The 23367-nt window shown below is 66.5% G+C and carries 19 protein-coding genes; 17 read left to right on the forward strand and 2 right to left on the reverse strand.

Annotation, left to right across the window (positions count from 1 at the left end; genetic code table 11):
• Window positions 1-86: 86 nt before the first annotated feature.
• The 11 genes from eccB to N6H00_RS28865 all read left to right on the forward strand — a co-directional run bounded on the left by eccB (window position 87) and on the right by N6H00_RS28865 (window position 9655).
• The gene (gene eccB / locus N6H00_RS28815) at window positions 87-1658 is read left to right on the forward strand and encodes a type VII secretion protein EccB (RefSeq protein ID WP_268974735.1); all 1572 of its coding nucleotides are present in this window, start codon (window positions 87-89) and stop codon (window positions 1656-1658) included.
• A 17-nt stretch (window positions 1659-1675) separates the two neighbouring features.
• Window positions 1676-2923, forward strand: coding sequence for a type VII secretion-associated serine protease mycosin (gene mycP, locus N6H00_RS28820; protein ID WP_268974736.1), 1248 nt, complete (start codon window positions 1676-1678; stop codon window positions 2921-2923).
• 180 nt (window positions 2924-3103) lie between these two features.
• Window positions 3104-3442, forward strand: a complete 339-nt coding sequence (locus N6H00_RS28825; RefSeq protein WP_268974737.1) for a WXG100 family type VII secretion target — start codon at window positions 3104-3106, stop codon at window positions 3440-3442.
• A gap of 41 nt (window positions 3443-3483) precedes the next feature.
• Complete coding sequence (locus N6H00_RS28830) at window positions 3484-3765, forward strand: WXG100 family type VII secretion target (protein ID WP_268974738.1); 282 nt, start codon at window positions 3484-3486, stop codon at window positions 3763-3765.
• A 113-nt stretch (window positions 3766-3878) separates the two neighbouring features.
• Window positions 3879-4361: a hypothetical protein gene (locus N6H00_RS28835; RefSeq protein WP_268974739.1), complete on the forward strand. Its 483-nt coding sequence runs from the start codon at window positions 3879-3881 to the stop codon at window positions 4359-4361.
• A gap of 22 nt (window positions 4362-4383) precedes the next feature.
• Complete coding sequence (locus N6H00_RS28840; protein ID WP_268974740.1) at window positions 4384-5928, forward strand: WXG100 family type VII secretion target; 1545 nt, start codon at window positions 4384-4386, stop codon at window positions 5926-5928.
• Window positions 5929-5980: 52 nt separating this feature from the next.
• Window positions 5981-7225, forward strand: a complete 1245-nt coding sequence (mycP, locus tag N6H00_RS28845; RefSeq protein ID WP_268974741.1) for a type VII secretion-associated serine protease mycosin — start codon at window positions 5981-5983, stop codon at window positions 7223-7225.
• A 185-nt stretch (window positions 7226-7410) separates the two neighbouring features.
• Complete coding sequence (locus tag N6H00_RS28850; RefSeq protein ID WP_268974742.1) at window positions 7411-8166, forward strand: YbaB/EbfC family nucleoid-associated protein; 756 nt, start codon at window positions 7411-7413, stop codon at window positions 8164-8166.
• 21 nt (window positions 8167-8187) lie between these two features.
• Window positions 8188-8487, forward strand: coding sequence for a hypothetical protein (locus N6H00_RS28855; protein ID WP_268974744.1), 300 nt, complete (start codon window positions 8188-8190; stop codon window positions 8485-8487).
• Window positions 8488-8520: 33 nt separating this feature from the next.
• Window positions 8521-9258 carry a hypothetical protein gene (locus tag N6H00_RS28860; RefSeq protein WP_268974745.1) on the forward strand — a complete coding sequence of 246 codons (738 nt, stop codon included), beginning with the start codon at window positions 8521-8523 and terminating at the stop codon, window positions 9256-9258.
• A gap of 31 nt (window positions 9259-9289) precedes the next feature.
• Window positions 9290-9655: a hypothetical protein gene (locus N6H00_RS28865; protein WP_268974746.1), complete on the forward strand. Its 366-nt coding sequence runs from the start codon at window positions 9290-9292 to the stop codon at window positions 9653-9655.
• 106 nt (window positions 9656-9761) lie between these two features.
• Here the strand turns inward: N6H00_RS28865 and eccCa are convergent, their stop codons facing one another.
• Window positions 9762-13727, reverse strand: a complete 3966-nt coding sequence (gene eccCa, locus N6H00_RS28870; protein WP_268974747.1) for a type VII secretion protein EccCa — start codon at window positions 13725-13727, stop codon at window positions 9762-9764.
• Between the two features lie 216 nt (window positions 13728-13943).
• Between eccCa and eccD the strand changes: the two genes are divergently transcribed.
• The 6 genes from eccD to N6H00_RS28900 all read left to right on the forward strand — a co-directional run bounded on the left by eccD (window position 13944) and on the right by N6H00_RS28900 (window position 22441).
• The gene (eccD, locus tag N6H00_RS28875) at window positions 13944-15431 is read left to right on the forward strand and encodes a type VII secretion integral membrane protein EccD (RefSeq protein ID WP_268974748.1); all 1488 of its coding nucleotides are present in this window, start codon (window positions 13944-13946) and stop codon (window positions 15429-15431) included.
• A 59-nt stretch (window positions 15432-15490) separates the two neighbouring features.
• Window positions 15491-16165: a hypothetical protein gene (locus N6H00_RS28880; protein WP_268974749.1), complete on the forward strand. Its 675-nt coding sequence runs from the start codon at window positions 15491-15493 to the stop codon at window positions 16163-16165.
• A gap of 256 nt (window positions 16166-16421) precedes the next feature.
• Window positions 16422-16892 (forward strand): hypothetical protein, encoded by a 471-nt coding sequence (locus tag N6H00_RS28885; RefSeq protein ID WP_268974750.1) that lies wholly within the window; start codon window positions 16422-16424, stop codon window positions 16890-16892.
• Window positions 16893-18493: 1601 nt separating this feature from the next.
• The gene (locus N6H00_RS28890; RefSeq protein ID WP_443073064.1) at window positions 18494-19696 is read left to right on the forward strand and encodes a S8 family serine peptidase; all 1203 of its coding nucleotides are present in this window, start codon (window positions 18494-18496) and stop codon (window positions 19694-19696) included.
• Window positions 19697-20034: 338 nt separating this feature from the next.
• Window positions 20035-21894: an alpha/beta hydrolase gene (locus N6H00_RS28895; RefSeq protein ID WP_268974752.1), complete on the forward strand. Its 1860-nt coding sequence runs from the start codon at window positions 20035-20037 to the stop codon at window positions 21892-21894.
• A gap of 73 nt (window positions 21895-21967) precedes the next feature.
• On the forward strand, window positions 21968-22441 hold the full coding sequence (locus N6H00_RS28900) for a hypothetical protein (RefSeq protein ID WP_268974753.1): 474 nt from the start codon (window positions 21968-21970) through the stop codon (window positions 22439-22441).
• A gap of 251 nt (window positions 22442-22692) precedes the next feature.
• Here the strand turns inward: N6H00_RS28900 and N6H00_RS28905 are convergent, their stop codons facing one another.
• Window positions 22693-23157 (reverse strand): hypothetical protein, encoded by a 465-nt coding sequence (locus tag N6H00_RS28905; RefSeq protein WP_268974754.1) that lies wholly within the window; start codon window positions 23155-23157, stop codon window positions 22693-22695.
• Between the last annotated feature and the right edge of the window lie 210 nt (window positions 23158-23367).

Raw genomic sequence — 23367 nt, forward strand, 5'->3', positions numbered from 1 at the left:
GGACACGGCGACTACGTCGACTACGGCGACTACGGCGACCAAACGTAGGCACTGCACAAGCACACACGGGGAGAAGCGGGCGAGACATGGCATCGCGGCGGGATGAGCTCAATGCCTACACCTTTGCGAAGAAACGGATGGTTGCCTCGTTCGTGCAGCCCTCGCCCACCGTCATGGACGACGGTGCGCCGCGCCCGCTGCGCGCGTTTCTCCCGGGTGTCGTCGTCGCGGCGCTGATCCTCGCCGGATTCGGCGCATGGGGCATGATCCGGCCGACCGCGCCGAAGGGGTGGGACGACACCGCGTCCCACATCATCGTCGGCAGCGATTCGACGACCCGTTACGTGATTCTCAAGACCGGCGGGAAGAAACAGCTGCACCCGGTCCTCAACCTCGCCTCCGCGAAACTCCTCCTGGACCAGAACAAGTCCGACATCATCCGGGTGAAGGAGTCGCAGCTCGACAACGGCGACATTCCGCGCGGGCCGACGATCGGAATTCCGTACGCCCCGGACCGAATGCCCTCGGCGAGCGAGGCCGTCAAGCAGAAGCGCTGGGTGGTCTGCGAGCAGCCTGGGGGCGGGCAGGACAAGACCGCGCAGAAGGCGGTCTTCGTCCTCGCCGACCGTGAGGCGTCGAAGGTCGAGGGCCCGGAGCGGCTGCGCGGCGGCCAGGTGCTGTACGTCGAGGGGGATTCGGGCCGCTACCTCGTCGACCGGTCCGGCACCAAGTACCTGCTCGGTGGCCCCAAGGGCGAGAAGAGCATGTCCGCCGGTCAGTACAACCTGCTGCTGCGCACGCTCTTCTCGGAGGGCGCCAAGCCCCAGCGGGTGACCGACGACTGGCTGGACACCCTGAAGGACGGTGCGCCCGTGGTGTTCCCGCAGGTGCCGGGGGAGCCGAACACCTCGGCCGGCATCGACTCGCTGCCGGACAAGGCCAACAGGGTGGGCATGGTGCTCCAGGCCCAGACGGGCGGCGGCGTCCAGCACTATGTCGTGGTGCCGGGAAAGGTGCAGCCGGTCTCCGACTTCACCGCCAAGCTGCTGCTCAACAGCGAGCAGCTGAGCGGACTCAACCAGCTCAGTAAGCCGATGCAGGTCAACCCGCAGGACTTCGTCTCCGACTCCACCGTCTTCGCCGGTGACACCACCTGGCCGGCCGAACCCCCGCGTCAGGTGAACTCCGCCGAGGGCGGGAGCGGCGCCCGGGACACCGTGTGCAACATCCTCACCAAGGTGGCCGACAACGGCACGCCCACGCTCGAGACCTGGGCGGGCCGGGACTACCCCGCGACCATCGTGGACGGCGCCACCAGCGCGTACGTCACGCCGGGCACCGGCCTGTTCTACCGGCAGTTCCAGGGCCGGGCGACCAGCACCGGTCAGGTCTTCCTCGTCACCGACACCGGCCTGCGCTACCAGGTGCAGGCGAACAACGACGGCAGCTCGGGCAAGTCGAAGATCGGCGCTGACGGTTCCGGCTCCGCCGCGCAGCAGGACGCGCAGTCCGGCGGGCAGACATCGGCGAACCAGGCTCAGGTGAGGCTGGGATACGGCGATGTGAAGCCGCTGCCGGTGCCGCTCAACTGGTCCCAGTTCCTGCCGATCGGGCCGCGGCTGGACACCAACAGCGCACGGCAGCCGCAGGGTTCATGACGATGGAGCAGCCACGTATGAGGCGCATCGCCGCCCTGTCCTCGGCGGTGGCACTGGCGTGCCTCACCGGTGCGACGGGCGCCGCCGCCGCACAGCCCGCCGCCGTGCTCGCCCTGGACGGCAACGGCGAGTGCACGTTCCCGATGAAGAAGCAGATCAAGGGCACCCCCTGGTCGCTTCAGCGGCTGGTGTTCGACCGCTTGTGGGAGGACACCAAGGGCAAGGAGAAGAACGGCAAGCCGGTACGGGTCGCCGTCATCGACACCGGTGTCGATGACACCAACATCCAGCTGAAGACCGCCGTCGACAAGGCGAGCGGGGCGAATTTCCTGCCCCCGGCCAAGGACGCCTCCAAGGAGGAGCGGAAACTCGCCGAGGACCCGACGGTCGACGAGGTCGGGCACGGCACCAAGGTCGCCGGCATCATCGCGGCCCGCCCGCGCGAGGGCACCGGCTTCGTGGGGCTGGCGCCCGAGGCGACGATCATCCCCCTCAAGCAGAACAACGCCGAGGGCAAGGGCACGCCGCAGAAGATGGCGGAGGCCATCCGGAAGGCGGTGAAGGAGGGCGCGCGGGTCATCAACATCTCCCAGGACACCAAGGGAGCCCGCTCGCAGATCGACCTCGAGCAGGCGATCGCCTACGCGGTCCAGCAGGACGTGGTCGTGGTCGCGGCCGCCGGCAACGACGGCGCGGACGGCGAGTCCAAGCGCACCTATCCCGCGTCCTACTCCGGTGTCCTCGCCGTCGCCGCCTCCGACCGCAACAACGAGCGCGCGTACTTCTCGCAGAGCGGCGATTTCGTCGGCGTCGCGGCGCCCGGTGTCGACATGGTCTCCACCGTGCCCAAGGGCGGGCAGTGCGTGGACAACGGCACCAGCTTCGCCGCCCCGTACGTGGCCGGGGTCGCGGCCCTGATCCGCGCCAAGCACCCCGACTGGTCGCGGCAGGAGGTCATCGCCCAGATCGAGCAGACCGCGGAGCGGGGCGTCAACGGCCGCGACCGGTACATCGGTTGGGGTGTCGTCGACCCGGTCAAGGCCCTCACCGACGACGACAAGAAGATCGAGCGTCCCACGGTCGACACCGGCCCGGCGGCGAACGTCCCGAAGCCCGAACCCGGCCGCCTCACGCTGGGCGAGACCCCGCAGGAGCGCCGTACCCGGCTGGCCACGTACGCCCTGGGAACGGGCGCGGTGGTCGTGGCGATCACCGCGGGCGGTGCGGTGGTGCTGCGTGACTGGCGTCGTCGGCGCGACGCATGAGGCCAGGTCGTCACCCGGCCGTCTCCGGCGTCCCATCCGTGTAACAACCGCATACGTGTTGGTCATGCACACGGGGATGCTGACTAGAGTGATCCTTGACAGCTTTGGTCGATGCCCACACGGGACGGTCACAGAGCACCGCATGTCCCGCGGCATCCGATTCATGGGGGAAGGTGTGCCATGGCGGAGAAGCTCCGCGTAGAAGGTCATGATTTCAAGACCCTCGAAAGCGCCATCGACTGGATGGAAGGTCAGCTGACCGAGCGGATCGGGAAGCTCAATGGCGTGATCGACCACGTCGAGGGCCACTGGAAGGGCATCGCGGCAGGCGCGTACAACAACCTCCAGACGGAGGTCAACAACGACGTGCGCCGCGTGAACCAGCTGCTGAGCTTCACCCGCGAACTGGTGAAGGCGAGCCGGGACGGGTTCGACCAGGAGGAACTCGACCAGCTCAGGAACATCAACAGCGTCGGAGGCGGGGAGAGCGGCATCCTCGGCTCCTTCCACGCCTCTTGATCCTCGTGACCCGTCCGCCTCGCATCAGGAGTTAGAGCTCAATGGAGATTACGTACGAAGGCGTCGTCGAAGCCTCGAACACGGTCAGGACCGAGGCCAACCAGCTCAAGACCGACCTCGACACCATCATGAGGCAGGTCAAGGCGGTGTCCGAGTCCTGGACCGGTGAGGCACAGCGCGCGTTCAACGAGCGTCAGCACGAGTGGAACCAGCGCGTCGACCACCTGCACACCACCCTCCTCACCATCTCGAGGAAGCTGCTGGAGGCTACGGAGGGCTACAAGGCCAATGACCACCGTCAGGGCCAGCGGTTCGCTTCGTAGTCACAGACGCAGCGGCACAGCCTGCGGTCGTGTCGTGGGTGCGGGACACGCGACCCGGGTCGCGTGTCCCGCACCCACGAGTGCTGGAATCCAGGTATTGAAGGAGGTGCTTCATGGCTGAGTTGGCGCCGGACGGGGGTGGCTCCGCTACGTCCCCTTCTTCGCCGGACCTCGACGCTCCCACCGAATCCCTTCAGGAGTTCAAGAAGCGCGTTGACAGGCTTCTGACCGAACTCGACAAGTCGAGCGCCGCACACGGCAAGATCTCCGAGCAGAAGGTGACCGCCACCGCCTACGGCAAGAACTTCCCCGAGGCGCTGTCGCTGTCGAGCGCGTACGAGCTGGTGCACGGACGGCTGGAGCTGCTCTCCCAGACCCTGGGCGAGCAGCTGGAGGCGATGGGCATCACGGTGAGCGCGGCCGACAGCGACTACCAGACGGTGGACCACGAGCACGGAGAGCGCCTGAAGGCCATTCAGAGGCGTACCCAGGCGTATTACGAGCAGTATCAGAAAGAGCACGACCCGAAGGGCCATGACAAGACCGGCGAACCCAAGACGGGCGGCGGTAAGAGCAGTGGCCACGACGGCATGTGATGGGTGAACGGGGGATGTAGACATGGGCGAATCCAGCAAGCTGCCGCCGCTCAGGATGTGCTACAACATCACCAGTTTTGAGCATGCGTCGTTCGAAGACATGCTCGCCATGATCGAAGGTACGGATGAGCAAGAGATCATCCGGCGAGGCAATGCGCTGACGAAGGCGCAGGGCGAGATCGAGAAAATCGGCGACGAGCTCAAGAAGCGCGTCGGCAGGGTCACCTGGAAGGGTGAGGGCGGCGACGCGTTCCGGAACTGGGGCGACGACTTCGCCAACCAGGCACTGAAGCTGGCGAGCTTCGCCGGCTCCGTCGGCACCGCCATGGAGACCGCGGGCCAGGCGCTCAGCGAGGTCAAGAAGTCGATGCCGGATCGGCCGGCGGGCTCCCAGGTGTGCTACGCCGACCAGGAGAAGGAAGAGAAGCGCCTGGAGGGCCTGAAAAAGGTCCGCGACGAGGCGCTTCCGCAGATGTACAAGCTGGCCTCGTACTACAGGTCGTCGCAGGAGACCATCGCGGCTGCCCAGGAGGACGAGCCGGTCTTCAAACCGCTGCCGAGTCAGATGCTCCCTGACACCGCAGTGGGCGGCGGACAGGAGAGCTACAGTACGTCCGGTGGTTCCGGGAGCACCTTCCACACGACGGGCGTCTCCGGCGGGGCGTCGCCGCATGTGACCAACCCGTCCACGGTGACTCCGGGCTCGCCAGGGCATGTCTCGCCGGGACATGTCAGCACTCCGTCGATCCCGGAGAGCCCGGGGCACGTCACCGTCCCGGATTCCACGCACACCAACATCGACAGTGTGCAGCACTTGCCGCCCACCACCACCCCGCCGCAGCTTCCCACCGGCGGTGCGCCCCCGGTGACGCCGGTCGGTGACGGACCCGGGCCCGTGGGCCTGCCCGTATCGCTGCCGCCGACGACCAGAACCACACCCGGTGTGGGCAAGGTCAACCCTTCTGTGGGCAAGGTCAATCCCACGGTGAGCAAGGTCAACCCCTCCGTGGGGAAGGTCAATCCCACCGTGGGGACCGGCGGCACGAGGGACCCCATCGCCAATCCCAGGCTGTCGAACGGACAGGTCCAGCCGGTCAACGCCCGGCCCAACAACACCGCGCGCGCCGACAGGAGCATCGTCGGCGGTATGCCCAACCCCCAGGCGGGCACGAGCGGGAACCCCCGAGGGACTCGGGGGACGGTCATCGGCAGGGAAGCGACCGGGCCTGTGGGCCGCGTGGGTTCCGGTGCGGGGCCTGGGGTGTCCGCGGCCGGTCGGCCGGGAGGCGTCATCGGCGCCGGTCCGAACCGGCGGGCTGCGGCCCCGGGCCGGACCGAAGGTACGGTGCGTCGCACCAGCGAGCTGCGGACCGGCGGGGAGTTCACCCCCGGTGGGAGCGGGCTCGTCCGGGGGGCGACCGAAGGACGGGGCCCCGCCGCGCCGGGACGCACCGAGCGACGGAAGAGTCAGCGCGAGGAAGGCCGGGAGGTGCCCGACCATCCGACCGAGGACGAAGAGACCCGGAACGAGGGCCGGTGCGGCACCGTGCCTCCCGTGATCGGGTAAAGCCCCTCCGCAGAAGCCGCGGACGATGGCGAGCACAGGACGAACAGGCGATATGGAAACAACGCTCAACCAGTTCCGGAGCCGGACGGCAGTGGTCATCTCGCTGCTCGCGTCCTTGCTCGCCATCATGGGGCTGATCGCCCCCGCCGCCACGGCGGAGAGCATGCGGGAGCGCCAGTGGTATCTGGACCGCATGCAGGCGGAAAGCATGTGGAAGGTCACCACAGGCGAGGGCATCACGGTCGCGGTCCTTGATTCCGGGGTCGACGCGTCAGCCCCGGAGCTGAAGGGGAAGGTGCTCAAGGGCAAGAACTTCGTGGAACCGAGCAAGGACGCCCGTACGGACCCGGACGGGCACGGTACGGCTATTTCCATGCTCATCGCCGGAAACGGAGACAACGGCCAGGGCATCAAGGGTCTCGCTCCGGATGCGCGCATTCTGCCGCTCACGGTATTCGGTTCGACGAAAGAGTCAGGAACCAATAGCGTTCCGGGTCTCATCAATGCCATTCGCTACGCTGCGGACAGCGATGCCCAGATCATCAACATGTCGCTGGCCTACCCGTACTATCAGCTCAACAAGAGTGAACAGGGCAAGCTACAGAAAGCGGTGGACTACGCGGTCAGCCGTGGCAAACTGCTCCTCGCCGGTTCGGGTAACGACGGGGAGACGTCAAACGACGTCACCTATCCGGCAGCCAGCAAGGGGGTGGCCGGAGTAAGCGCAGTCGACTCCTCGTCGACGGTGACCAAGTTCTCGAACCACGGATCGTTCGTCGCTCTTGCCGCACCGGGTCAGGACATCCCGATCCGCTGTATCGGCAAGGCCGGCTACTGCCGCAGCTGGGGCACCAGCCAGGCTACGGCCATCGCCTCCGGCGCAGCCGCTCTCATCTGGGCCAAGCACCCGTCCTGGAACGGTAATCAGGTGCTGCGCGTCATGATGGACACCGCGGGAAAGCCCACCGAGGGTGAGATTCCCAGTCGCTACATCGGCTACGGCACGATCCGTCCCCGCTACAACGTCCTCGAGAACAAGGGAGAGCCGGGCTCGGCCGACACCAACCCCCTGGTGCCGGCGCAGGCGGACGGCTCCCCGTCCCCCTCCTCGTCGCAGGGCCAGTCCCCGGCCCCGGCCAAGGGCGGCTCCTCGGCGAGCGACACCGCGGCCGACAGCAGCGACGACGGCGGCAGCGGCAGTGGCGTTCTTCCGTGGGTCCTGGGCGCGGTCGGCGTCCTCGTCGTGGTCTGCCTCGCGCTGTTCGCGGTCCGCCGCCGGGCGGGCTCGCCCAGGTGATGACCCGTTCGAACCGACGTATTCCCCAAGCACGTTCCGAATTCGCTACAGGAGCAGTTGCCCCATCGGTGACAGCCGTTACCTCGTGCTAGCGTGCGAAGCAAAGGTTATGCAACACATCTGCGCTCTGGCCATTTGTTCGCAAAGGTATGACGGTTTCGCGAACTGGTCAGTAAGGGGGAAGCGTGAGCGAGGACATCTTCCGTGAACTGCAACAGTTCCAGCAGTATGCGGAGAATCTACAGCGGCTGATGTCGGACATGCGCGACCGAGTGCCCCAGAGTTCCGAAGGAACGGACCCGCAGGGTGCCGTCTCCGTGTCCCTGGGCGCCGACGGACTTCCGGAGTCGATCAAGATCGCGTCGGACTGGCAGCGCCGACGGGCCGTCGGGGACCTCGGCAGCGCCGTCGTCGAGGCGTTCGAGTCCGCCATGAGCGACCGTCTGGAGCGCTGGTCACGTTCGCTGGAGCAGTCCGGCTGGGAAGCGCGGGCCGAGCAACTCGACGACGGCCCCGCCTCGTCCGCGTCGACGGCACCCGCCCGTCCGTTCCCCGAGATCTCCGACCACGATGTGCGTTACGTCCTCCGCAGGCCCATGGACGAATCGATCGAGGACGCCCTCACGGCACTCGACGCCGTCGACCAGCTGGACGCCAACGCGTTTCTGCCGCCGGAGGTCACGGGAGATTCCGCCGCGCGCCGGGTCACCATCACCGTCACCGCGCATGCCCTGGTCTCCTGCGAAGTGGACCCGCAGTGGGCCGCCGGGCAGTCGACCGTCCGGCTGAACCAGGCGCTCAACGAGGCCCTGAACGACGCCCGCGGCAAGCTCGGCAGCGCTGAGAGCCCCGGCGCGGCCGGCGTCGCGAACCTGCATGCGGACGGTCTGATGAACGAGTTCCTGGCCATGATCAAGGACCCTCAGCGCTTCTTGGACTGATACGGAAAGGAGAGAGGGCCCATGAGCAAGCTCAAGGTCATCACGGACGCGATACGCGCTGACGCCAAAATGTGGGACGAGCAGGGCAGGGCGATCGGCACGGTCGGGACCAACATCAGCGGGTTGAAACGCGATCGGCTCCAGGTGGGCATGTACCAGATGTTCTTCGGTGCCTACATGGATGCCATCGACCATCTTTCGGGGCGGTGTTCCGAGGGAGAGAAGCGGATGACGGAAATCGCCGACGCGCTGGTCAAGAACGCGAAGGCGTACGACGATCATGAAGTGGAAACCACGAAGTCCGTGGAAGACGCCTACTAGCAGCCGGCGGCGTACGGGGAGACGGGGAAGGCGATGGCATTCAGTCAGACGCAGTTCGAAACGCTCATAGAGAAGATCGAGGACAAGCTGGACAAGCTCGTCAAGGACCTCACCACTTTCGGCAAGAACATCAACGGGGCGGTGGATCACTGGTACGTTCCCGCGACCGTGGCGAAAGCGGTGGTCGCCGCGGCGAACAAGCTCATCGAGTGGGTGAACGGGATCCTCACCAAGATCGGCCACTTCCTTGAGGGCGTCGTCGCCCCGGTCATGTTGTTCATCGACGCCAACAGCTGGAAGGGCAAGGGCATTCACGGCGACGCGACCACCGCCTCGTCCAGCACCCAGAAATTCAACCTCCAGGCTCCCAAGCAGTGGAAGGGCGAGGGAGCTGACGCGTACACCAACGCCGTCTTCCCGCAGTCCGCCGCGGCCGGTCAGGTCGCGAGCAACGCGAATTCGATCGCGGATATCCTGCTCACCGCCGCCATTGCCGGAGTGGCCTTCTACGGAGCGATCGCTGCTTTCCTGATCCAGTTCATCCCCGCCATGGCCGGCGCGCTTGCCGCGAGTACGACCGTCGTCGGCGCCATCCCGGCCGCGATCGTCGCCATGGGTGAGGGAGTGGCCGGCTGGCTCGTCATCGCCGGCGCGGTGACTACTCTGCTGGGCGTGCTGGGCGACCAGGCCAAGGCCATGGCCGACCTGAAGAGCAACGCCAACGACAACAGCTCGTTTCCGAACGGCCATTGGCCGGTGGGCACGGCCTGACGTGCCCGACATGACGATCTGAGGAGAGCCTGTGTACGGACCGCGCGTCGCCCTCTGGGCCGTCGGGGTGGCGTCATTTGTGTGGCTGGTGTCGCCATTGCTCACCGACTGGGCCATCGGTCTCCCTCCGATCTGGGTGATCTGTCTCCTCTTCGCGCTTGTGGTCCTCAGCCCGGCGACTGCCGAGTTGCTGGCGAGGCGGCATAAGGAGCGGCAGGAGCGGGCCTGGTACGCCGAGAACTTCGCGTCGTTCGAGGAGTTTCGCGGCTCCGTGGACTGTGCGGCCGTGCTGCGGATCCGGGAGACGAGGGGTGTGGGGCGAGCTCTCCTCGAGGTCAGGCGCCAGTACCCTTCAGTCCCGCTCAAGGTGGCCGCTCGGCTGGTCAGGGAGCTGTGAGCGGCTGGGAGAGCGCTCGCTGAGCGGCAGGGCTCGTACGGGCCGGGACAGCCCGGCCCGTACGAGCCCTGCCCTGCTCCAGGCCCGGCCAGACGCTGCTCCCGCCTCAGTCCACCGTCGGCACCCACGCCGTCTGGATCAGCGACGCCCCGCCGCGCCGGGAGACGAAGAAGCCCCGCCCCGGCGGCAGCGGCCGCGCCTTGACCTGGCCCAGCAGCTCGCCTTCGCCCGGCGAGCCCGACAGCACGACGCCCTGTGCGCCCAGCTCCTTGAACCGCTGCATGAACGGCTCGTACGAGGAGCGTCCCGCGCCGGCCGTCGTCCGCGCCACGATGATGTTGACACCGGCGTCCCGCGCGTAGGGCAGGTTGTCCACCAGCGCGGCCATCGGGTTGCCGGACGAGGTGGCGACCAGGTCGTAGTCGTCCACCACGATGAAGGCCCGCGGCCCCGACCACCAGCTCCGGTTGCGCAACTGCTGCGGGGTGACGTCCGTCCCCGGGATGCGCTGGCTGATGAGGGTGTTCATATCGGTGATGTACTTCTCGAAGGCGTTCTGCGTCGTGCCGTAGCCGACCAGATGGGGCTGGGGCACGACCTCCAGCAGACTGCGCCGGTAGTCGCCGACCACGAACAACCCCTGCTCCGGGGTGTAGCGCTCGGTGATCTGCTTGATGAGCAGCCGCAGCAGAGCCGTCTTCCCGGACTCCGACTCGCCATAGATGGCGAAGAAAGGGTCGGTTTCGAAGTCGATGAAGACCGGTTCGAGGTTCATCTCGTCGATACCGATCGCGATACCCCGCTCCGGCTGCTCATGACCGGACGGGATCTCCCGCACCGACAGCGATCGCGGCAACATCCTCACCTGCGGCGCGTGCGGACCGGGCCAGTTGTCCACCGAGGCCCTGACGAACGCGGCGGTCGCCTCGGCCAGGTCCTCGGGGTTGCCCGACGTGCCGTCGATACGCGGCAGACCGCCCAGGAAGTGCAGCTTCTCCGGGGTGAGGCCGCGCCCGGGGGTACCCACGGGCACGTTCGCGGCGACCTTACGGTCGAGCTCGGAGTCCATCGGGTCGCCGAGCCGCAGCTCCAGCCGGGAGAGGAACTGGTCCTTGAGCGCCGCTCGCATCTCCATGTAGCGGGTGACCGTGACGATGAGGTGCACCCCGAGGCCCAGGCCGCGCGTCGCGATGTCGGCGACGATCGGCTCGAGCGCCTCGTAGTCCGTCTTGAAGGACTGCCAGCCGTCGATCACCAGGAAGATGTCGCCCCATGACTCACCCGGCAGCTGCCCGGAGGCGCGGAGCTGCCGGTAGGTACCGATGGAGTCGATGTTGTTGTCCCGGAAGAACTCCTCGCGCCGGTTCAGCACGCCGGTCACCTCGGCGATCGTACGGCGGATCTTCTCCGGGTCCAGACGTGAGGCGACGCCGCCGACATGCGGCAGCCCCTCGATGGCGATCATGCCGCCACCGCCGAAGTCCAGACCGTAGAACTGCACCTCGTGCGGGGTGTGGGTGAGCGCGAAGGACCCGGCCAGGGTGCGCACGACGGTCGACTTCCCGGAGCGCGGACCGCCGACGATCAGCATATGGCCCTGCGCGCCGGAGAAGTCCCGGTAGAAGATCTCCCGCCGCTGTTCGAACGGCTTGTCCACCATGCCGATCGGGACGCACAGACCACCGCTGCGGGCATAGCCGGAGGCGTGCAGACCGCGCTCGGGCGACACCGCGAGCTGCGGCATCAGCTGGTCCAGGGACGACGCCTCGGTGAGCGGCGGCAGCCACACCTGGTGCGCCGCCGGACCGCGTCCCTCCAGCCCGTGCACGATGACGTCCAGCACCGTGTCCGCGAGCGCGTCGTCCCCCCGGTCGCTGTCCGCCGTGTAGGTGAAGGCCGGATCGGGCTCGGCGAAGCGGACCGGCACCGGGGAGGCGGTGAACAGCACCGGGCGGCGGTCGGTCGGGATGGGGCCGCTGCCCACCACGGTCGACGTGGACGAGCGGTAGGGGCCGGACACATAGGCCGCCTTGAAGCGGACCATCTCCTCCGTACCGAACTTCAGATACCCCGAACCGGGCACCGACGGCAGGTGATAGGCATCCGGAACGCCGAGCGCCGTACGGGACTCGGCGGCGGAGAACGTCCGCAGACCGATGCGGTACGACAGATAGGTGTCCAGACCCCGCAGCCGGCCCTCCTCGAGACGCTGGGAGGCCAGCAGCAGATGCACCCCGAGCGACCGGCCGATGCGGCCGATCTGGATGAACATCTCGATGAAGTCGGGCTTCGCCGTCAGCAGCTCGCTGAACTCGTCGATGACGAGGACCAGGGAGGCCAGCGGCTCCAGCGGGGTGCCCGCCGCACGCGCCTTCTCGTAGTCGTGGATATTGGCGTAGTTGCCCGCGGAGCGCAGCAGCTCCTGGCGGCGCTGCAGTTCACCGGTGATCGAGTCGCGCATGCGGTCGACCAGCGTCAGATCGTCCGCGAGGTTGGTGATGACCGCCGCGACATGCGGCAGTTCCGCCATGCCCGAGAAGGTCGCGCCGCCCTTGAAGTCCGCCAGGACGAAGTTGAGCGTCTCGGAGGAGTGGGTGACGGCCAGGCCCAGCACCAGCGTCCGCAGCAGCTCCGACTTCCCGGAGCCGGTCGCGCCCACACACAGGCCGTGCGGGCCCATGCCCTCCTGGGCCGCCTCCTTCAGGTCGAGCATGACCGGGGCGCCGCTCTCGCCGACCCCGATCGGCACGCGCAGCCGTTCCGCCGTCGAGCGCGGCCGCCAGGTGACCGCGGGGTCGATGGACGCCGCGTCGCCCAGATTGAGCAGATCGGTGAACTCCAGGTTGGTCAGCAGCGGCTCGTCGTCCCCGCCGCCCGCGGAGATCCGCAGCGGGGCGAGCTGCCGCGCCAGCGCCTCGGCACCGGCCAGCGAAAGGGCGTCCGGTACGCCCTCGTACACGGCCGACGCCGACTCCACCCGCAGCAGACCCGGCCGTACGATCAGCGACAGACCGCCGCGCAGCTCGTCCAGGCCGCCACGGATGACCTCCAGCACCGTCACGCCCTGGAGGCCCTCCTGGGCGGCCAGCAACGAGTCGGGCGGCACCAGACCGCCGTCCAGGATCACCACCACATGCGGCGCGTCCAACAGCGGCTGCCCGTCCCGGTTGAACCGCGAACGGCCCTCCAGCTGGTTCTTCAGCAGATCCTCGACCTCGGCCAGATTGTCGCTGAACAGCCGCTTGGTCCCGGCTCCGTCCACCGATCCGGGCACCTGGGTGTGCGGCAGCCACTTGACCCAGTCCCACTCCTCCGTGGCGCCCGCCGCGGCCACCACCGCGATCACCAGGTCCTCGGGCGAGTGCAGCGCGGCAAGGCTCGCCACCAGGGCCCGGCTCGTCCCCAGGGCGGTCTCCGGCTCGCCGGAGACCGTCAGGTGGTAGAAGGCCCGCAGGCTGACGGCCATCGGCATACCGTCCAGCGACCGGTGGACCGCCAGGAACTGCTGCATGGCGCCCGCCGACAGCGGCTCCAACTCCTCCACCGGGGCGGTCTCCGGTGCCACCAGCGGGGTCCACAGCTCCTGGGGCCCGAGCCCGATCCGCACCTGGACGAAGTCGTCATCGGTGATCCGCCGCTCCCACAGCCGGCTGCCCTCCGCCACCAGCGACCACAGCTGCTCGGGGGAGGGGTGGAGGAAGAACTGCGCGTCGCGCTGCGCGCGCGCCGTACGCTGCACCCTCCGCCGGGTCTTGGCGAGGTATTTGAGATAGTCGCGGCGGCCCTCCACCGCTTCGCCCTGCGCGCCTTTGCGATACCGGATCGCCTGTGCGATGGCCATCGATACGGTCGACAGCAACATCATCACGCCCATGATCTTCATGAACGGTGCCGAATTCGGCATGAAGAAGAAGACCACCGACGACCCCATGCCGAGCATGGGAAGCAATTGCATCGCCATGCCTTCCTGAGTGCCGCGGGGCAACTCAGGAGGGGATTCGAGTCGGAGTTCATCCGCGGGCATCTCGGGCGGAGTCTCCCGAGGCGGACGTTTCACGATGATCTGGCTCATCGGCCTGTCTATCCCCCGATACGGCTGAACAATTGAGGACCTGCTGAGGACCGCGCGCACGCTCGCGGCGTGTCATTGCGGCGCCTGCCCGGCAACGAACCGATCCTACGTGTCGGGACGATAATCGGCGCCCGGTAGGGTGACCTCCCGCACACTGTCAGACATGACGCGTCCGGACGGAAGACGCGGCGAGACGCTAATGAGAGGGCCCCGCAGGTGAGTTCGACCACATCGACCGGTTTCTGCCGAGTGACGGTCGTCGCACCCGACAGCCGCATCGACGTCGCCCTCCCCGACGACATAGCCCTTGCGGATCTGTATCCGGAGATGCTCCGGCTGACCGGCCAGACCCAGCCCACGGGAACCCCGGTCGGCTACCACTTCGTCCGCCGCGACGGCACCGTCCTGGACGGCTCCCGCTCCCTCGCGGCGCAGCGCGTGCTGGACGGCGACGTGCTGTCCATGCGTCCCTTCGCGCAATCGCTCCCACCCGTCGTACGCGACGACGTCTCCGACGCCATCGCCTCGACGGTGGCCGGCGACCACGCCCTGTGGAACGCCCGCTACCTGCGCGCCTGCGGCCTCTTCGGCGGGGCCCTGCTCCTGGTCTTCATGGGCTTCGTGCTGTGGTTCGCCGATCCGGTCAAGCACGACATGCACGGCCTGCCCGGCATCATCGCCGGCGGTGTCGGCCTGCTGCTCGCGGTCTTCGCCGGCGTACGGGCCCGGGTCTACGACGACCGGGGCTCCGCCGTCGCCCTCGGCCTCGCGGCACTCCCGCACGTGATGATCGGCGGCTCCGGCGCCCTGGCGCTGGACCCGGGCGAGGGCATCGGGCGGCTTCAGTTCCTGCTCGGCAGTGTCGCCGTCCTGATCGTGTCGGTCGCTCTGGTCGCCGCCATGCCCTCCGGCGACGCCCCGTTCGTCGCCGCCGTCGTCCTCTCGGCCTTCGGCACGGTGGCCACCTTCTGCCAGATCCTGACCGACACCAGCGCGGCGGGCACCGCGGCCGTCTGCGTGGCGGTCGCCATCGCCGCCATCGCGTTCCTCCCCGGCCTCTCCGCGCGCGCCGCCCGGCTGCCCATCGGATACGTCGCCCCCCGCGACACCTCGCGCAACGACTACGGCGCCTCCGGCGGCCTCGACCCGGACACCCCGTCGTCCGCCGCCGCCCGGCCGGTCGACGGCGAGCGGATCGCGGCCCAGGTCAAGCGCGGTCACGAGCTCCTCCTCGGCCTGGTCGGCGGGTGCGCGGCGGTCGTCGTCGGTTCGTCGGCGGTCCTCGGTTTCTCCGACGGCGCATGGGCCCAACTGCTCGCCCTGGCCGCCGGTCTGGCGATGCTGCTGCGCGCCCGTCTCTTCCGGTACACCTGGCAGGTCGCCTGCGTCCTGGCGTCCGGCATCGTCTCCCTCGCCCTCCTCATCCTGGGACTCGCCCTCAACCCGCCGACGAGCGCCGTGATCGACCTGCTCAGCGGCGACAGCGGCCCGCTGAACATCCGTACCGTCTGGCTGACCGCCTCCGTCGCCTTCGGCGCCCTGATCCTCATCGCGATCGCCTTGATCGTCCCGAAGAAGAGCGTGACGCCCTTCTGGGGCCGCTTCGGAGACCTGGTCGAGGGAGCGATGCTGCTGTCGATCACACCGCTGGTGCTCGCCGTCCTGGATGTGTACGCGACGGCGCGCGGCCTGGTGAGCAAGTGACGTTGTCCGCTTGGCGGGGTTGGCGGGGTCGGCATGTGCCGACCCCGGACCGGTGACACATGAGCCGTTTTTTATGGCTGCGCACGCCGGACACGCCGGGGTGGGGGGACAGGCCGAAGGACGAGAGTGTCTCCGCCCAGATACGTGCGTTGCCCGAGGGGCGCAGATGGCCCATCGAGACGCTGGCACACCCCGAGCGCCGTTCCCAGCCCGGCGCGGGCGGCGACCCCCTCGCCCCCATCACCCTCTGGGCCGACCCGTACCGAACGCGCGTCTACGCCCACCTCGTGCCGCAGGCCGCCGGCAAGGGCTCGCCGGTCACGTACCACGTGACCGGCGCGGCCGGTGAACACCTGGCGACCATCACCTACGAACCGGCCCTGCGCGGCGGCCGGTTGAGGCCACGGTGGACCGTGCGACAGACGGGGGCACCGGAGGCCGTGGGGCTCAAGGGGCGGATGGTGTGGTGGTGGCTGTGGTGGCTGCTCGCCCCGGTGCACATCCCCCTCGCGATCGCGCTCAGCTTCACCCTTGAGGAGGACATCGCACTGCCCTTCCCACGCCGGATCAGGTGGCGGACGGGCGGCACGGGCAGGGCCGTCCTGGACTGGCGAAGAGTCGGCCGCAGGAACGAGAGCGTCGAGCACGACAGCCGCTTCAGTCCGTGGCTGCATGTGGCGGCGGACTGGTGGGATCCGCGGGTGGCCGCTGCTCTGCTGGCGTTGCTCAGCTGACGCCGGTGGACAGCGGACACACAATCCCCTCGGCGGATCGACCACAGCCCGCCGGAAACTCACTCAACCCTTCTCCCGATAAGCCCGATGCCCGAACTACCCGAACTATCCAACCTATCCGAACTATGCCCGGGAAACGCCAACGCGGCCGTACCGCAATGTAGTTGGGCCGTGCACCCTCTGCCACTAAGGTGGTGCCGACCGTCATCATGAACACCGCAGGGGGAATCTCGATGAGTGAGAGGCGCGGGTCCCGGTGAGCGACGCCGGCGCGAGCAGGGCACGCGGCGACTCCGACCTCAAGGTGGAGGCCGAGACACTGGCGAGCTTCAAGAGCCGGATCGACAAGATCCTGATCGACCTCGAGGAATCACCGGCCGCCAAGGGCAAAATCAGCGACCAGACGGTCGCGCACGCCGCCTTCGGCGCGGGCTTCACCGCCGCCGGCGACCTCGCCGGCGCCTACGAGAAGCTGCACGCCCGGCTGGAGCAGTTCTCCAAGACACTGGGCGACCAGCTCGAGGCCCTCGGCATCGCCGTCCAGATCTCCGACCGCGGCTACGAGAGCATCGACGCCGAGCAAGCAGCCCGCCTCCGCGCCATCCAGCAGCGCACGGCCGAGTACTACGGCCCGAACGCGGACGGCCGGCCCGGCGCGCACCAGGAGAAGGACACACCGCAGACCGGCACGGGCAAGTCCGGCACCGCCGACTCGGACTTCAGGTAGGGGGAGACATGGGGAACGGGGAGTTCGAGGGCCTGTCGGTGGAGGCGCTACGGGCCATGCTGGCCAACGCCGACCCCGACAAACTGACCGCAGCCGGCACCGCCCTGGGCGATGCCGGCCCGAAGATCCTCGACATCGGCTCCGACCTGCGCCGCCACGTGTCCCGCGTGGAATGGACCGGCGAGGGCGGCTCCGCCTTCCGCGAATGGGCCCACGACTTCGCCCTGGAGGTCATGCGCTTCGGCCAGTTCACCTCCACCGTCGGCCAACACGTGGCCCAGGCCGGCCAGGCCCTCTCCGAGACCAAGTCCGCCATGCCCGAGTCCAGGGACCCCAAGGCAGCCCACGAGGACCCGGCCGCCCAGGAAGCCGCCCGACGCGACACCGAAGAGGCCAAGCACCAGATGGAGCGCCTCTCCTCGGCCTACCGGGCGGCACAGGAGACGATGGCGGCGGAGCGGGAGCCGCAGTTCAAAATGCTGCCTTCTATGCTGGGTGATCCGCAGAACGCCGAGCGGAGATACGACTCGGGCTCAGGAGCAGAGGGGGTGCCTGACACAGGGCCAAGTGTGAGCCGTTTGCCACAGGCGCAAGGGAATGCGCCAATGACGGCACAGAACGTGGAAACGCGACCGAGCCACCGCGAGGCGACGGGCACTCACATCGACTCGACCACCACGCTCCCCAAGGCGCCCATGCATACGCCGGCTGACGGCCCGGTACCGCCTGTGGACCCGCCTCGCCAGCCCAGCCCCAGCCCGATGCCCGCGCCGTTCGTTGGGTCTGGCAGCCCAAGGATCCCTCGAACCGTAACGCCTGAGGCCGGGAGGAGCACGTCGCGCCTCCCGATGAACGAACCATCGACGGGTATGGGAGGCGAGACTCCGCGTCGCCCGCTAGTCCCTCGTGGACCTGTGGAGCGTGACGTCGTAGGGGGCCAGCAACGACGCGTCAGTTCTTTGCCCCGTCTTCCACGTGGAGTGGTCGCGGGGGAGGAGAACACCCCGATGTCCCGTGGCCCCATGGGAGGGGGAGGGAACCCTACAGCGAGGGCAACCGGCGTGCCAAGGACAGAAGGCATGCCGGCCGGGCGACGATTTGCTTCAGATCCCGGAGGACAGGTCGGCAGCCCACGCACGCCGAATCCTGGTACCAGGGGTGCACGTCAGCGCGTCGTGGCCATCGGTGACGAAAACGGGGCCACCACACGAGGTGCCGCGCCACGTGCTGCTTCTTCGGCTGTTTCAGACACGGTAAACACTCCTTTGAGTGAGTCGGGAAGAGGACGTAGAACCGCGACCGAGCCAGGGGGCTCCATCGCGGAACCTCGCTCGTCTTCCAGAAGAACAGTTGCTTTCACTCGTGGGGGCACTGGACTCGTTCGTTCTGATCAGGCCGAACAGCCAACACTCCCTCATCTGGGGACCTATCACACCAGTCGTCGTCCCGATAACGGATCGGGGCAAGCGGCCGAAGATCAGGAAGTCTGGGAGCTGGGGCGCCGGGATACGCTGCCTCCCGTCATTGAATAGTCCGCACTTGAAGTCTCAGGAGATTTCGCAGGGATGTCAGTCTTGTCCGGTGGAAATACGAGGCGGCCGGTGCGTGGCTTGACGCTGCTCGCTGCCTTTGCTGCGTGCATGGGAAGTTTTGTTTCCCCAGCGACTGCCCAGGATATACGTGCACGGCAGTGGTACCTCGACGCAATGAAGGCTGACCAGATCTGGGAGACCAGCACAGGCAAGGGTGTCACGGTTGCGGTACTGGACACGGGGGTAGACGACTCGATCCCTGAACTGCGTGGTCAAGTCCTGGAAGGGGAGGACTTTTCCTACAAGCCGAAGGGAGCAGATGTCGACACGGATGGTCATGGCACGGATATGGCCGCCCTGATTGCTGGGACGGGACGTTCTGGCGGTGTCCAGGGGTTGGCGCCTGGTGTGAAGGTGCTTCCCGTCAAGGTTGGCTCAGGGAAACCTGGAATCGGCGATTCAACTCCCGCTTACCTTAAAGCAATACGTTATGCCATCAAGCGTGGGGCGCGCATCATCAATCTTTCACAGAGTATCGTCAGCCCATTGGATGAGGATGCCCAAAAGCGACTTCAAGACGGCCTGGACGAAGTAAACACAAACGGCGCGCTCGTATTTGCCGCATCAGGAAATGATGGTGAGTCCGATAACTTTGCGGGCTATCCATCGAGGCTTGAGGGGGCTATCGGGGTGGGATCCGTCAATCAGAGTGGCACCGTCTCCAAATTTTCGACCCATGGCCCACAGGTGGCTCTCGCTGCTCCTGGTGAAGGTATTCCTGGGCATTGTGCGAGCCAGACAGATTCGTGCACGGAATCAGGTACCAGTTCCGCTACCGCCATAACCTCGGCATCGGCCGCCCTTATCTGGTCCGCGCACCCCAAATGGACGGCTAACCAGGTCCTGCGCGTCATGATGCAAACGGCGAGCAAGCCCAAGGGCAAGGTTCCCAGCGAGTACATCGGCTACGGCATCATCCGCCCCGGCCAAGTCCTGCTCGACGGTAAGGGCGACCCGGGGCCGGCGGACGTCAATCCGCTGTTCCCGGACTACCACCCAGGGCAGGACTCCTCCGCAACGCCGTCCTCCCCTTCGCAGACCGATGCCCCGTCGGAAGCATCGGACACGCAAAACAAGGACTCCGCCCCCTCTGCATCAGGCGACGATGACGGCGATGGCAACACCCTGATCTACGTAGGAGTTGGTGTCGCCGTAGTTCTGGCCGTAGGAGGCGGGACGTTCGCCTTGGCGCGCCAGCGGAGGCGGGCATAGGGCGTATGACGCGAAGCACTTGATCTAGCGAGCCCACGCGCGAGGCGCGAGCTGACTACCTGCCCCTCCGGGCGCGGCGTCCAGCACAGAGCAGGAGACGGGTGCTGTGGCGTCAGGCAGTACGAGACACGAATATGCATGGGAGGATGCATGGTTGGTCTTACAAGTACCCAACTCGACGGTGCGAGCGGGAAGCCGTTGCGGGGGCGAACCCGGCGGGCGAAGTCGGATCACAGGACGTGGAATACCCGGATCGGAATGGCCGTCTTGCTGAGTAACGGGGGGTATGTAATAACCACCGAGGCCATCGGCGAGGACAAGGGTCGGTGACCTGAACGGTGGATTACGCGACTTTGAAGGGCCTCAAGCCCAGCGAGTTCGAGGGCGCGGCCGACGGCTACCAGACGATCAGCGACATGGCTGGCCGGGCCAGGCAGGATCTGGAGAGCCGGATCACCGCCCGAATGCGAGAGGCTCTGGACGGTGAGGCCGCCACGGCAGCGTACGACCAGTTACGGAACCTCTCGGAGAACTTCCACTACGTGGAGGTCGAGTGCGGCCTGGTCAGCACCGCCCTGAACGCTCTGGCTTTCGATCTGCGAGCGGCGAAGAAGAAGCTGGACGCGGCAATCGAGGATGCTGAGACCGAGAAACTAACGGTGAACCCGGACGGCTCTGTGAGTTATCCGCCCGGTGGTGACAAGGTCGATGGCAAGACCCCGAAGGGCGGCAAGGTCACCGGCAGCGGCGCGGCACACGAGTCCGGTGCCCCCATCGATCCGGGCAAAGACGCCAATGACATCGCCGATGCCCTGGACCGGCAGGCTGCGAACCAGCACCCGAACCCGTACTTCGGGCGGGCGATCGAATACGCCGACCGGATCGCCCAGGCTGTCCAGGAGGCGACCGAGGCAGACGAGCGGTGGGCTCCGAAGCTGCGGAAGTTGAAGGCCGATGACGATCTGAACGTCTCTGACAAGGACTGGATTGATGTCGACAAGGATACCGCCGGGGTCAGGTCGGGCGCCAAGGAGTACCTGCAGCACATCAAGCACCCGCCGAAGGAGGGCAGTCCCAAGGAGAACGCCGAATGGTGGAAGGGTCTGTCCCAGGACGAGAAGGACGCCTACATCGCCCTCCACCCGAAGACCGTGGGCGGCATGAACGGGTTGCCCGCAATCGTGCGGGACGAGGCCAACCGCACGCACCTGGACGTGATGCATGCCAAGTACCAGGAGGAACTGAATGCCATCCCCAAGGAACCTGTGGCCAAATACAAGACGATTACCGGCAGTGGCGGTTACCCGGCGCAGGTTCCTACCGACGAATACGCGAATTGGTATTATAAGTACAAGGATCGCAGGGATCACCTGAACGCTGCTCTCGACGGCATGAAAGCGATTCAGAAGCGTTTCGACGAGACCGGCGGCAAGGAGCACATACCCGAGGCGTATCTACTCGGCTTCGATCCAGAGAAGAACGACGGCCGCGTCATCTTGGCCACCGGGAACCCGGACACCGCCGATCACACGGCGGTGTACGTGCCAGGCACCACGACGCATATCGGCAGCATCGGCGGTGACCTGGACCGCGGGGAATATCTCTGGATGCAAAGCAATAAACTGGAACCGCACTCTAAGGTATCCACGATCACCTGGCTGGGGTATGACGCCCCGGACGCTATTCCGGACGCACGGCATGACAAATATGCGGCCGCTGCGGCGCCCCACCTCCGTGAGTTCCTCGATGGCAACCGGGCGGCCCATGAAGCGGCAACCGGCAACCATGGCCATACGACTCTCATTGGTCACAGTTACGGCAGCACGGTCATTGGCGACGCTACCAAGTCACACACTTCCTATGCCCCTCATGGCGGTACCTTGCCCGTTGACGACATCGTCGCGGCGGGCAGCCCCGGCATGCAGGTGGGGCACGCGTCCGACCTCGGTGTCGGGAGCGAACATGTCTGGGCTATGAAGGCCGGCGGTGTATTGGGAGACGACTGGTGGGTCCGGGAAGGAGGGCGGAGCGTTGGGCTCGGTGATGACGGGAACATCCCCACCGACCCCGAGTTCGGCGCCCATGTCCTGAAGTCAGGCGTCGAGAGCCATGGTGACTATTGGGACGACAAAACCGTTGCGCTGCGGAATCAGGCCGCCGTGATCACCGGACTCTATGACAGGGTTGTTTATGAGTGAATTTACTTCCAGGAAAGTTTATGCGACCCTTTTCATGATTCCGGTTCTCGCGTTTATTGTGGGGTGTTCTCAGGTGGGCGACAAGAAGACTGCAGATAAGGTAGATGTCCGCGATGTCAGTAGCATGGAAAGGAAAACGGAGGAAATGTCCAGCAGGATTCTGGACATCATTGACCTGAAGAAGGCGAAGGTCACCGAGCCAGGTCCGGGGACATTGCCGTGCTCGGGATACCCCGAAGGTGCAGGAGTGCAGCGAATGCATCATCCCTGGAGTGTCTACGACGTACCTTTCGATGATTTGTCCCATGGTTTTGATCGGCTCCGCGCAGAGCTTCCCAAGCATGACTGGGAGATCGTCAAGGACGGGCCTGATGGAAGTCCAGCGAAAACACCGCAGATCGTCGCTAATTTCACCAGGGATCACTTCTCTGCAGATATCCGACTCCTCGACCAGCGCAAGCACCCTGACGCAACGTCATTGATTGAGGTGACGGTCGTCTCCGACTGCTTCCGCAGTAAGTCGAACGAGACTGGGGAGCCCGGCTGAGGGTGCGTCTTCGGGCTGGCAGGCGGGACACTGGCCGACCTGTGCGTCGGCCCTGACCCGTTAGAGCGCGCATCCCGCGACCATGCCTGGCGTTCTTCGCTTAGGCGCCAGGTATCAAACGGCCGGCCGACACGGCTCATCGCCGAAGTCGCTCAGCTCAACATCGGCGAGCACGCCTGCCGTTCCGGGCTGGCGCAACGAGGCTATACCCTCGCGCCGGGCATCCGAGGGTTGCATAATTGGCGCTCACATCACCTTCGTTGGTTCTCGCCGCCGACAGGGCCCGTATCCTTATAGTGTCCAGTCAATCCGCTGAAGGCGTCTCGGGTGGCTTCGTCGTTTTTGTAGAAAGAGTCACCCGCCTTCTCAAGTAGGTCCTGGAGTGCGGTGCATCGCCCGCTCACGTCGTCCAGGTAGCGCTTCCAAGAGTGGTACAATTCCCGCTCAGCTGCCGCACTGTGTACTCCGTCACCGGTATCAGTACCTGCCTCCAATCCTTTTTGCTCATGTTCCAGCCGGGTCAGCGCTTTCTTGATGTCACTTTTAAGTGAGCCGACAGAGTTCGCGGCCGTTTGCCAAGCAGTTTTCTTGGACTTGAGGCGGCCTTGTCCCTTGGTCTCCCATCCTGCAGGACCGTCAGCGCTTGCCAAATTCATACCGGCATTGGCCGATGCCTGGCGCTTGAAGTGTGCCCACTCTTCTTCGAAAGCGACCATCGGTCGACTACCCCCTATTCCGGTCTACGTGCACAGTGTCAGATCAGTCGTCAAGCATAGGGTGGTGACATTCCGTTGGGTATAAGTACTCCTACTCAGTTAGCGTGAGGATCCGCTAGGCCCCCCAAGTTTCGCTTGACGTTTCCAACCTGATGGTCTGTGGCGCTCCCGTCAGCTGGTTCAGGCTGGCGCACCCACATATCGTGACGC

The sequence above is a fragment of the Streptomyces sp. S465 genome (assembly GCF_026898115.1).
In the GTDB taxonomy this organism is placed as follows: domain Bacteria; phylum Actinomycetota; class Actinomycetes; order Streptomycetales; family Streptomycetaceae; genus Streptomyces; species Streptomyces luomodiensis.